An 11,528-nucleotide genomic window follows, 5' to 3' on the forward strand; every position below is an offset into this window, starting at 1 on the left:
TTTTGTTTTTTGTGTTTTTTTGGGGGTGGGAGGGAGCGCAGCGGACGAGCGACGAGGGAAGCCACCGGTTACCAGCACCCGAGCCGCGACGCGCAGCGTCGCCAACAACACAGCGGACGAGCGACGAGGGAAGCCACCGGTCACCAGCACCCGAGCCGCGACGCGCAGCGTCGCCAACAAACAGGTGTCGCCAACAAACAGGCGTCGCGGTCAGCGGGGCAGGCCGGCCGCGAAGGCGCGGATGGTCTGGTCGGCGTGGTGGACGGGGAGGCGGGCGAAGCCCATGACCAGGGCGGGCGGCCCGGGGGCGTTGCGCATCGGGCCCGCCGGCTCGACGGCGAGGCCGCACGTCCGGGCCGTCTCGGCGGCCGAGTGCTCGTCCCAGCCGCCGGGCAGCTCGGCGAACAGGTGCAGCCCCGCGGAGACGCCGCGCACCGTGATCTCGGGCAGGTGGTCGGCCAGCGCCCGCACGAAGGCGTCGCGCCGGGCCCGGTACTCCCGGCGCATCCTCCGCAGGTGCCGGTCGTAGCCGCCGGTCCGGATGAGGTCGGCCAGCGCGTACTGCTCCAGGACCGGCGAGCCCAGGTCCAGCTCGCCGCGGGCCAGCCGGACCGACTCGGCGATCCCGGGCGGGGCCACCACCCAGCCCAGCCGGAGCCCCGGGGCGAGGGACTTGCTCACGCTCCCGGCCATGACCACGTGGCCAGGGGCGAGGCCCTGCAGGCAGCCCACCGGGTCGCGGTCGAACCGGAACTCCGCGTCGTAGTCGTCCTCAAGGATCATCGCGCCGGTCCCGGTGGCCCACTCGATCAGCGCGGCGCGGCGCCGGGGGGAGAGCACCACCCCGGTGGGGTACTGGTGGGCGGGGGTGAGCAGCACCGCCCGCGCCCCGGTCGCGGCCAGGGCCGTGACGTCGACGCCCTCGCCGTCCACCGGGACCGCGACCAGGTCGGCCCCCGCCGCGCGGAGCAGCGGGAGCTGGCGCAGGCTGGTGGGGTCTTCGACGGCCAGCCGGATCCGGCCGGGGAGCGGCGCGGGGTGGGCGATCCGGTCGACGAACCAGTTCAGGTCGTGGGTGGCCCGGCCCTCTGCGGGCTGCCCGGTGAGCGCCTGGAGCGTCAGGCTCAGCCCCTGGGCCACCCCGCCGACGATCACCAGGTTGTCCGGGCTGACGTCGGCCGCCCGGACCCTCCTCAGGTAGCCGGCCAGCTCCTCGCGCAGGCCGGGGATGCCGCCGGGGTCGCCGTAGTCGAGCGCGTCGGCGGGCAGGGTGGCGAGGGCGCGCCTGATGGCGGCGAGCCACCGCTCGCGGGGGAAGGCGCTCAGGTCGGGGGAGGTGGAACGGCTCCCGTAGTACGGCTTGCCGGCGGCCAGGGTGGTGCGGGCGGCCTCCGCCGGGGGCCGGCTCGCCGCCGGGGCCACACTGGTGCCCGCGCCGACCCGCGAGATCAGGAACCCTTCCGCGACGAGCTGCTCGTACGCCTCCACGACCACGCCCCGCGACAGCCCCAGGTCCTTGGCCAGCTCACGGCTGGCCGGCAGCCGCTCTCCCGCCGGGAGCCTGCCCTGCCGTACGGCCTGCCGCAGCTCACGGGCGATCTGCCCGGCGATCCCGCCTGCCGCCCGGTCGACGGTCAGATGCAGATCGGCCAATTGGTCCTCGTTTTCAGCGGTTGATTGGACCCGTTTCGGGAACCATTGGCCTCCTAGCATGGCCGACATGAACGCAGATGTCATCACAGCCGTCCCCGCCACGCGGGGGCGCGGCCTGGGCCAGGCGGCGGGGGCGATGTTCCTGGTCGGCACCCTGGCCGGGGTCTCCGGCGTGATCCAGGACTATCCGGTCTACGGCGGCCAGGCTCTCCGCTACCTGCTCGCCGCCGCCGTCCTGCTCGCCGTCACCCGGGCCATGGGCCTGCGGGCCGTACGGCTCACGCTCCGCGAGGGCGCGCTGCTGGTCGCGCTGTCGCTGTTCGGGCTGATGATCTTCAATGTCTGCGTGATCGAGGCCACCCGGCACGGCGGCCCCGCCCTGGTCGGCACCGTGCTCGGCACCGTTCCGCTGGCGCTCGCCCTGCTCGACGGCCGTCCCTCGCCGCGGGTCGTCGGGGCGGCGACGGTGGTGGTGGCCGGCGCGACGCTGGCCACCGGGCTGGGCAGCGGCGACCTGTCGGGACTGATGTGGTCGCTGGGGGCGCTGTTCTGCGAGATCTGCTTCTCGCTGCTGGCCATCCCGCTGCTGCCCAAGCTGGGGGCGGTCCGTGTCTCGGCCTACTCGGCGGCGCTGGCCGTGCCGCTGCTGGCCGTCGCCGGCCTGCTCGCGGACGGCGGCGCGATGCTGCGCACGCCGACTCTCCCCGAGGCCCTGGGCCTGGGCTATCAGTCGCTGATCGTGACCGCCGTGGCGTTCTTCCTCTGGTACGACGCGCTCCCGCGGCTCGGCCCGGGTACCGCGGGGCTGTTCGCCGGGCTGATCCCGGTCGGCGCCATCGTCACCGGCGTGGTCCTCGGCCTGGGCACGCCCTCCGTGCCCGACCTGCTGGGGGCCGCCCTGGTGATCGCCGGGATCGTCATCGGCCTCAACGCGGCCGGTTCGTCTCCGAGTGCGGAAGGCTCGCCCGCTGCTGGGGGACGTCCACCTGCTGCTGGGGCAACTTCACCGGCGGCTCCGGCCAACTCACCGGCCACTGGGGGGTCTGCCCGTCAATCTCCCTGATGTTCCTGAGCGTCAGGACGATCAACGAGACGGTCAGCCCGACGATCACGACAACCGCGATGATCGCGATCATGACGATATTGCTGCTCATGATGGTGTCCACGATGCCCTCCGGCTCCGTCCTGGCCGATTAACCCGGTCCTCTTCCAGCTTCCTCTGTGTCTTCGGACATGTCGGGACGGTGGACGCCATGAGTGGCTAATGCTTCCCCCAAATACTCTTTTTTCAGCCCATATCACTCCATCGGCCACGGGATGAGGGAGGACGCGACCCCCTCCCCCACCACGGCGGCCGAGCGCGATCGGGAGGCCGTACCCTCTAGGAGCACCGAAGGCCCCCGGCACGGAGGATCGAAGACGATGCCCGAGTTCGACTACACCGACCTGCTCCCCATGGGACCGGATGAGACGCGATACCGTCTGATCAGCGCCGAGGGGGTGCGCGTGGTCGAAGCCGCGGGCCGCAGGTTCCTGGAGGTCGACCCCGAGGCGCTCCGGCTGCTGACCGAGACGGCGATCCACGACATCTCCCACTATCTCCGGTCGTCCCATCTCGCCCAGCTCCGCAAGATCATCGATGACCCCGAGTCCAGCGGGAACGACCGCTTCGTCGCCCTCGACCTGCTGAAGAACGCCTCGATCTCGGCCGGCGGCGTGCTCCCGATGTGCCAGGACACCGGCACCGCGATCGTGATGGGCAAGCGCGGCCGCCACGTGCTCACCGACGGCGCCGACGCCGAGCACATCTCGCGCGGCGTCTACGACGCCTACACCAAGCTGAACCTGCGCTACTCCCAGATGGCCCCGATCACCATGTGGGAGGAGAAGAACACCGGCTCCAACCTCCCCGCGCAGATCGAGCTCTACGCCGAGGACCCGCACGGCCACGCCGACGAGTACAAGCTGCTGTTCATGGCCAAGGGCGGCGGCAGCGCCAACAAGTCCTTCCTGTACCAGGAGACCAAGGCGGTCCTCAACGAGAAGCGGATGCTCCAGTTCCTGGAGGAGAAGATCCGTTCGCTCGGCACCGCCGCCTGCCCGCCGTACCACCTGGCGATCGTCGTGGGCGGCACCTCCGCCGAATACGCCCTGAAGACGGCGAAATACGCCAGCGCCCGCTACCTGGACTCCATCCCCACCGAGGGCTCCCCGAGCGGCCACGGCTTCCGCGATACCGAGCTGGAGGCCAAGGTCTTCGAGCTCACCCAGAAGCTCGGCATCGGCGCCCAGTTCGGCGGCAAGTATTTCTGCCACGACGTCCGCGTCATCCGCCTGCCCCGGCACGGCGCCTCCTGCCCGGTCGCCATCGCGGTCTCCTGCAGCGCCGACCGCCAGGCCCTGGCCAAGATCACGCCTGAGGGGATCTTCCTGGAGCAGCTGGAGACCGACCCGGCGCAGTTCCTGCCGGAGACCACCGACGAGCACCTGTCGGACGACGTCGTGAACATCGACCTCAACCGGCCGATGCCGGAGATCCTCGCCGAGCTCACCAAATACCCGGTCAAGACCCGCCTGTCCCTGACCGGCCCCCTGGTCGTCGCCCGCGACATCGCCCACGCCAAGATCGGCGAGCTCCTCGACGACGGCGGCGAGATGCCGCAATACCTCAAGGACCACGCGGTCTACTACGCCGGACCCGCCAAGACCCCCGAGGGCTACGCCTCCGGTTCCTTCGGCCCCACCACCGCCGGCCGCATGGACTCCTACGTCGAGCGCTTCCAGGCCGCGGGCGGCTCCATGATCATGCTCGCCAAGGGCAACCGCTCCAAGCAGGTCACCGACGCCTGCAAGGCCCACGGCGGCTTCTACCTCGGCTCCATCGGCGGCCCCGCCGCCCGTCTCGCCCAGGACTGCATCAAGAAGGTCGAGGTCCTGGAGTATCCCGAGCTCGGGATGGAGGCCGTCTGGAAGATCGAGGTCGAGGACTTCCCCGCCTTCATCGTCGTCGACGACAAGGGCGAGGACTTCTTCACCGACTCCACCGGCCCAGTCCTGTCCATCGGCCGCCGCTGACCCCCTGATACCTGACCACGCAAGGCCCGGCTCCCCGCGAGCCGGGCCTTCGCCGTCCGCGGTCCGGCCGGGCGGCGGACGGGTCCTCCGGCGGCGTCCCCCGCGGGCCGCTTGGTTGAATGGCTGGATGGACGAGGCGCAGGCGCGCGCGAGGTTCCAGGCGGCCCGGGTCGCCCGGCTGGCCACGGCCGACGCCCACGGCACGCCTCACCTGGTGCCGGTCACCTTCGACCTGGACGGCGACACGATCGCCTTCGCGGTCGACCACAAGCCCAAGCGGACGACGGACCTGCGCCGCCTGCGCAACATCGCGGCCAACGACCGGGTGTGCCTGCTGGTGGACCACTACGACGACGACTGGTCACGGCTGTGGTGGGTCCGCGCCGACGGCAGGGCGCGGATCACCGGAGAGGGCCCGGCCCGGGAACGGGCCCTGGCCCGGCTGGCGGAGCGCTATCCGCCCTACCGTGACCGCCCGCCGCAGGGTCCGGTGGTCCTCATCGAGGTGGAGTCCTGGACGGGCTGGTCATACGCGTGCCGGTAGCCCCCACCAGGCGGATCCCGGCCGATCAGGCCGCGCCGGGGAGGGCCCCGGCGTGACCGGGACGGCGGAGACCGTACGCCGGCCGGACAGATCACAGAAATATGATCATGCTGTCCTTTAGTTGATCTTTCCGGTATATCTGCACCCATGAGGCAGACACAGCCACTGCAGCCGGGCGACCCCACCCAGATCGGACGGTTCCGCTTGACGGGCCGGCTGGGCAGCGGTGGCCAGGGCGTGGTGTTCCTGGGCGCGGACGAGGCCGGTCGGCGGTTCGCGGTGAAAGTACCTCACCTGCCCAACTGGACCGACGGCGAGCTGCGGGAGCGCTTCGCCCGCGAGCTGGAGACGGCCCGGCGCACCGCTCCGGCGTTCACCGCCCGGATCGTCGAGGCCGACCTCGAAGGCAGGCAGCCGTACATCGTCAGCGAATACATCGAGGGCCCCAGCCTGGGTGAGCTCGTGACGGCCGGCGGCCCGCTGCACCAGGACGCCGTACACCGGCTGGCGACGGGGCTCGCCTCGGCACTGGCCGCGATCCACCAGGCCGGCATCGTCCACCGGGACGTCAAGCCGGACAACGTCCTCATGGGGCCCGACGGGCCACGCCTGATCGATTTCGGCATCGCCCGGCTGCCCGGCATCACCATGACCACCTCGGGCCAGATGCTGGGCACGCCCCTCTACATGGCGCCGGAGGTCTTCAACGGCGAGCGGGTGGGGCCCGCGGCCGACGTGTTCGCGTGGGGCGGTGTCATCGCGTTCGCCGCGACGGGCAGGCACACCTTCGGGGGAGCCGAGATCCCGGCGATCATGCACCGCATCCTCACCGAGCAGCCGGACCTCACGGCGCTCTCCGAGCAGATCCGGCCCGTCGTGGCCGCGGCCCTCGCCAAACAGCCCGCCGACCGCCCCAGCTCGGTGGACCTGATGGTGCGGCTGGTCGGCGGCTCCTCCGTGCCGCCCTCGCAGCTCAGCACCATGGACGTCACCGACGCGGCCGTCCGGCGGCGCCGGACGCGCGTCCTGCTGGCCGCCGGGAGCACGGTGCTCACGCTGGCCGCCGCCACCGGGGTGGTGCTGGCCGTACGGCAGGCGGAGCTGGGTCCGGGCGGCGGGACGACGGCGCAGGGGTCGGGGTCCGGCTCCGTCGAGCGGGTCCGGCAGCCGGAGCCGGGCGGCGAGGGGCCGTCGCAGGACCCCGCCGGGAAGGACGGCGCCGGGAGCCCGGAACAGGACCCGGCCGGAGGGAACGGCGACGGGAAACCCGGGCAGGACGGCAGCGGGAACCCGGAACAGGACCCCGCCGGCAAGGACGGCGGCGGGAAACCCGAGCAGGACCCGACCGGCGAGGACGGCGGCGGGAGACCGGAACAGGAGCCGGCCGAAGACGACGGTGGCGACGGATCGGCGGACCCCCTCGGGGAGAGCAAACCGGCCACCGGCTCGCCGCCGGCGGTGTGGGACGGCGACGTGCGCGCCTACTACGACGTCGGTGCCGCCGAGCACGGCCGGCGGGCCGGCCGCCTGAAGGCGGCGGGCTTCCGCCCGCTGTCGATCTCCATCACCGACCGGGGCTACACGGCGCTGTGGCGCAAGACTCCGGGTGTCGCGTACGTGACCGCGCACGGTCTGACGGGAGGCGAGTACCAGGCGTTCTGGGACAAGTGGATCGCGAAGGGCTACGTGGAGACGGTCACGGCCGCGCACGGAACCGGCCCGGCGACGGTTTTCGCGCTCGTCATGGAGAAGCGCCCGGTCGGCCATGTGGCCTACTTCGGGCTGACCGGCGCCCAGCTCCGCACCCGCAACTCCGAGGCGGTGCGCAAGGGGTACATCCCCTTGTGGATCACCGCCTACGGCACCGCCGGCGACCCCCGCTACACCGCGACCTGGGTGGAGAACACCGAGGGCACCGACTGGCACCTCACCTTCGGGCAGACGGGCAAGCGGTTCCAGGCCGAGTTCGACCGGCAGGCCCGCGACAATTTCCGGCCGGATGTCACGATCGCCCCCGATGGGAAGTACACGGCGGTGTGGAAGCAGCAGCAGAGCACCTGGTCCTGCTACAGCGGACTGACCGCCCAGCGGCACGTGGCCCGTCTGAAGCAGCTCCGGCGCGAGGGCTACCGGCTCACCCGCCTGACCGCCGCCCAGGTGGGGGACGAGGTGCGCTACTCGCTGCTGGCGGACAAGAAGTAGCGACGGTCGCCGCCGGCGGACAAGACGGTCGCCGCCGGTGGACAGGGAGTAGCGACGGCGCGCGGGGACCGCGGCCGCGTGCCGTACGGAGCCCCGGACATCCGACGGGCCGTGCGGTGGCCGAGACGCCGGGCGGGCCGGGTGCCGGCCCGGACATCCGGCGCGCCCCATGAGAGGCCAAGGCGCCGGGCGGGCCGTACGGAGGCTCAGGCGCCGGGCGAGAGGTAGACCCGGAAGGTCTCGCCACGGGCGGTGAACTCGCGCAGGCAGCGCCAGCCGAGACGTTCATAGAGACGGACGGCGGCGGTGGCCCGGGGCGAGGTAACCAGCCAGGACCGGCCCGCGGCGGCGGCGATGCGCCGGACCAGGGCGGCGCCGAGGCCGCGGCCGGCGCAGCGGGGGTCGACCGCGACCTCGTGGACCTCGAAGCGGGAGGCCAGGACCGACAGGTCGCCGACCGCGTCGGCGATGGGGAGGTAGAGGCGGTCCTCCGGCCAGGGATCCGGGGTCGGGAAACCGTAGGTGAACCCGGCGGGCTCACCGTCCAGATAGGCGACGTCGCAGTGGAATCCGGGCACCCGGACGTGGGCGGCCAGCCGTTCGGCGAAGGCGTCGATCTGGTCGGAGGTCTCGCACCACGGCGGCGGTGCGAACGCCGCCGCGTAGACCGACCTCAAGGCTGCGGTGGCCGGCACTACGTCGAAGGTCAGCCCTGCAAGCACGAGACCCCCATCGGACCGAACTGACTCTTGCAATGATGATGTAGATGCGACTTATTCGCAATAGCAACAGGACCTAGGTCGCAAGACTGATTCAGATGCAAGCAAGTTGCAATAGTGTCCGGAGGAGTATTGATCAACGAGGAGGTAAGACCCCATGGGCGAGTACACCCTTCCGGACATGCCCTACGACTACGCGGCGCTGGAGCCCGCGATCACCGGCGAGATCCTGGAGCTGCACCACTCCAAGCACCACGCCGCCTACGTCAAGGGGGCCAACGACACGCTGGAGCGGCTGGCCGAGGCCCGCGACAAGGGTGAGTTCGGCGGCCTGGTCGGGCTGGAGAAGACCTTCGCCTTCAACCTGTCCGGGCACGTGCTGCACTCGATCTTCTGGCAGAACCTCTCCCCCGACGGCGGCGACCGCCCCGACGGCGAGCTGGCCGCGGCGATCGACGAGCACTTCGGCTCCTTCGACGCCTTCCAGAAGCAGCTCACCACCGCCACGGCGGGCGTCCAGGGCTCCGGCTGGGGCATCCTGGCCTGGGAGCCGCTCTCGCGCCGCCTGGTCGTCGAGCAGGTCTACGACCACCACGGCAACGTCGGCATGAACACCACCCCGCTGCTGGTCTTCGACGCCTGGGAGCACGCCTACTACCTGCAGTACCGCAACGTGCGCCCCGACTACGTCGAGAAGCTGTGGGGCCTCGTCAACTGGGCGGACGTCACCGAGCGTTTCTCAACAGTTACGAGCACGAAAATCTGACCGAAGAACGCAAGAAGATTCGGCCCGGTCTCTACTGGTCGCATTACGCAAATCGGTAAGCTGCCCCACATGCGTGCGCCGTCCGGATACCTTCTTGCAGCGCGCTACCGGCTGTCGGAGCCGGTCGGGCGCGGCGGCATGGGCACCGTCTGGCGAGCACACGACGAGCTGCTCGGCCGCGAGGTGGCCGTCAAGGAGGTGCGGCTGCCCCTCGTCCTCGACGAGGAGCTGCGTGCGGAGCTGTGCGCCAGGACCGAACGTGAGGGGCGGGCGACCGCGATGGTCGCCCATCCCTCGGTGATCACCGTCTTCGACGTCGTCACCGAGGACGAGCGCCCCTGGATCGTGATGGAGCTGCTCCGGGCCCGATCCCTGGAGCAGCTCCTCCAGGACCGGGGCCCGCTGCCGCCGCGCCAGGTGGCGGAGATCGGGCGGCAGGTCCTGGGCGCGCTGCGGGCCGTGCACGCCAAGGGGATCCTGCACCGCGACGTCAAGCCCAGCAACGTCCTGGTGACCGACGACCGGGCGGTGCTCACCGACTTCGGGCTGGCCGCGCTCGAAGGCGACGTGTCGATCACCCAGGCGGGCATCGTGCTCGGCTCGGCCGGATACATCGCTCCCGAGCGCGTGCTGGGCGCCAAGGCCCACCCCTCCGCCGACCTGTGGTCGCTCGGCGCGACCCTCTACACCGCCGTCGAGGGCCGCGGCCTGCACGGGCGCCGTACGGCCGCCGCCGCGCTGGCCGCCCTCACCAGCGGCGAGCCCATCCCGATGGAGAAGGCCGGACCGCTGACCCCGGTGCTGCAGGGCCTGCTCAAGATCGACCCGAATGCCCGGCTCGACGCGGTGCGGGCCTCGCTGATGCTCGCCCGGGTGGCGGCCGGCGGCACCGCCGAGGAGCCGATCGCCCGGACCGCGAGCAAGCCCGTCCGGAGCACCGCGACGATCACGGTCCCGCCGTTCAACCGCCGCCCGCAGCACCGCGGGACGCACCGGGTGGGCTCCGCGCCGATCCCGGCCCCGCTGCCCGTGCCGACCCCGGTCCCGCAGCCCCGCGGGCACCGGCGCCCGGCCGAGGGGGTGCACCGCAAACCGGTGGAGCGCCCCCCTGCTCAGCGTCCGTTCATCCGGTTCATGACACCTTTCATCCGGTTAGTGCTCCCACGACTTCTGTGGCCCAGGGAACTCCGTAAGCGCGGATAAAGCGTTCTTCAAGCAAGAATCGCTATCTTCTTCTCATGCCGGAACAGCAGACGCGCGTGCTCGCTGACCGCTACGAGCTGATCGCACCGCTCGGCCGGGGGACCATGGGCACGGTTTGGCGTGCCTACGACCGTTCCCTGGGCCGCGAGGTCGCGATCAAGGAGATCCGCCAGGAGTCCGGGCTCAGCGAGGCACAGCGCGCCGAACTTCGAGAGCGGATGATCCGCGAGGGCCGCACGGCTGCCCGCATCAGCCATCCCTCCGTGGCCACCGTCCATGACGCGATCATCGAGGACGGCAGCCCGTGGATCATCATGGAGCTCGTGCAGGCGCGCTCCCTTGAGCAGGTGATCGAGGAGGAGGGTCCGCTGCCGCCCCGGCTGGTCGCCGAGATCGGGGTGGACCTCCTCGGGGCGCTGCGCGCCGCCCACGCCCAGGGGGTGCTCCACCGCGACGTCAAGCCCGGCAACGTGCTGATCACCGAGAGCGGCCGGGTGGTGCTCACCGACTTCGGCATCGCCAAGGCCGAGGGCGACACCAACCTCACCAAGACCGGCATGGTGATCGGCTCCCCCGGATACACGGCGCCCGAACGGGCCCGCGGGGAGCACACCGGCCCCGAGTCGGACCTCTGGTCGCTGGGCGCCACGCTCTACTTCGCGGTGGAGGGCCGGCCGGCCTACGAGCGGTCCTCGGTGGCCGAGACCCTCGCCGCGCTGATGACCGACCGGGCCGACCCGCCGACCCAGGCCGGGCCGCTCCGCCCCGTGCTGGAGCAGCTCCTGGAGCGGGACCACACGGCGCGGCTGACCTCCGCCCAGGCGGCGGCGGCGCTCCGGGCCGTGGCCGAGACCCCCTCGACCGCGGCGGGGCCCGCACCCGTCAGGCCGGTGGCGCCGGTGGCGCCCGCCGTGCCCGTCACCCCCGCGGCCCCGGTCGCGCCGGTACGCCCTCCCGCCCCGGCGAGTGCCGCCCCTGCGGGCCCCACGGCTCCGGCGGCCCCCGTTCCGGCCCCGGCGGACGAGGAGTACGACGCCGACCGCACCATGCTGGTCGTCCGCCCCAAGGGGGGCCTGCGCCTGCCCACCGGCCACCCGTCCCCGGCCGCGGCCGGGCCGCCGCCCGCTCCGGCCTCCCCACAGGACACCCCGGCGGTGGGTCTCCCGGCGGACCGCCTGCCGGGCAGCGCGCCGGCCGGGCCCGGAGCGCCGGCCCCGGGCGGGCCCGGGCCGTCCGGCCCGCCCCGGCGGGGCATGCCGGCCACGGGCGGGCACGCGCGACCTTGCGGAGGGCGGAGTTCGGCTTCTTGGGGGTCGTGGTGTAAACGCGCATGCAGGTGCCGCGTCGCTGGGGGCTGGCCTTGAGC

9 protein-coding genes and 2 pseudogenes are annotated in these 11,528 nt (G+C 72.2%); 8 read left to right on the top strand and 3 right to left on the bottom strand.

Features of this window, described 5'->3' with window-relative positions; all coding sequences use genetic code 11:
- Positions 1 to 210: 210 nt before the first annotated feature.
- Complete coding sequence (gene pdxR, locus ACWDS7_RS41230; RefSeq protein ID WP_451933717.1) at positions 211 to 1,653, bottom strand: MocR-like pyridoxine biosynthesis transcription factor PdxR; 1,443 nt, start codon at positions 1,651 to 1,653, stop codon at positions 211 to 213.
- Positions 1,654 to 1,720: 67 nt separating this feature from the next.
- Between pdxR and ACWDS7_RS41235 the strand changes: the two genes are divergently transcribed.
- The 5 genes from ACWDS7_RS41235 (at position 1,721) to ACWDS7_RS41255 (ending at position 7,474) form a co-directional block, all read left to right on the top strand.
- A complete protein-coding gene (locus tag ACWDS7_RS41235) occupies positions 1,721 to 2,716 on the top strand; it encodes a DMT family transporter (RefSeq protein WP_451933718.1) in 996 nt (331 codons plus the stop codon).
- Positions 2,716 to 2,850: a hypothetical protein gene (locus ACWDS7_RS41240; protein WP_306863925.1), complete on the top strand. Its 135-nt coding sequence runs from the start codon at positions 2,716 to 2,718 to the stop codon at positions 2,848 to 2,850. The genes ACWDS7_RS41235 and ACWDS7_RS41240 overlap by 1 nt, the downstream gene beginning before the upstream one ends.
- Positions 2,851 to 3,075: 225 nt before the next feature.
- Positions 3,076 to 4,728, top strand: coding sequence for a fumarate hydratase (locus ACWDS7_RS41245; RefSeq protein WP_451933719.1), 1,653 nt, complete (start codon positions 3,076 to 3,078; stop codon positions 4,726 to 4,728).
- A gap of 127 nt (positions 4,729 to 4,855) precedes the next feature.
- The gene (locus ACWDS7_RS41250) at positions 4,856 to 5,272 is read left to right on the top strand and encodes a TIGR03668 family PPOX class F420-dependent oxidoreductase (protein WP_451933720.1); all 417 of its coding nucleotides are present in this window, start codon (positions 4,856 to 4,858) and stop codon (positions 5,270 to 5,272) included.
- 147 nt (positions 5,273 to 5,419) lie between these two features.
- Positions 5,420 to 7,474 (top strand): protein kinase domain-containing protein, encoded by a 2,055-nt coding sequence (locus tag ACWDS7_RS41255; protein WP_451933721.1) that lies wholly within the window; start codon positions 5,420 to 5,422, stop codon positions 7,472 to 7,474.
- Between the two features lie 206 nt (positions 7,475 to 7,680).
- On the opposite strand, the gene ACWDS7_RS41260 is transcribed toward ACWDS7_RS41255, so the two are convergent.
- The gene (locus ACWDS7_RS41260; protein ID WP_451933722.1) at positions 7,681 to 8,196 is read right to left on the bottom strand and encodes an N-acetyltransferase family protein; all 516 of its coding nucleotides are present in this window, start codon (positions 8,194 to 8,196) and stop codon (positions 7,681 to 7,683) included.
- Positions 8,197 to 8,350: 154 nt separating this feature from the next.
- Here ACWDS7_RS41260 and ACWDS7_RS41265 point away from each other — a divergent pair, with 154 nt between their 5' ends.
- The 3 genes and pseudogenes from ACWDS7_RS41265 to ACWDS7_RS41275 form a co-directional block, all read left to right on the top strand.
- Positions 8,351 to 8,959: a superoxide dismutase gene (locus ACWDS7_RS41265; protein ID WP_451933723.1), complete on the top strand. Its 609-nt coding sequence runs from the start codon at positions 8,351 to 8,353 to the stop codon at positions 8,957 to 8,959.
- 69 nt (positions 8,960 to 9,028) lie between these two features.
- Positions 9,029 to 10,162: a serine/threonine-protein kinase gene (locus ACWDS7_RS41270; RefSeq protein WP_306863911.1), complete on the top strand. Its 1,134-nt coding sequence runs from the start codon at positions 9,029 to 9,031 to the stop codon at positions 10,160 to 10,162.
- Between the two features lie 35 nt (positions 10,163 to 10,197).
- A pseudogene (locus ACWDS7_RS41275) lies at positions 10,198 to 10,977 on the top strand (serine/threonine-protein kinase); the annotation flags it as partial.
- 451 nt (positions 10,978 to 11,428) lie between these two features.
- On the opposite strand, the pseudogene ACWDS7_RS41280 reads toward ACWDS7_RS41275, so the two are convergent.
- Positions 11,429 to 11,528 (bottom strand): annotated as a pseudogene (locus ACWDS7_RS41280) (30S ribosomal protein S12); the annotation flags it as partial.

This window comes from Streptosporangium sp. NPDC003464 (genome assembly GCF_053588315.1).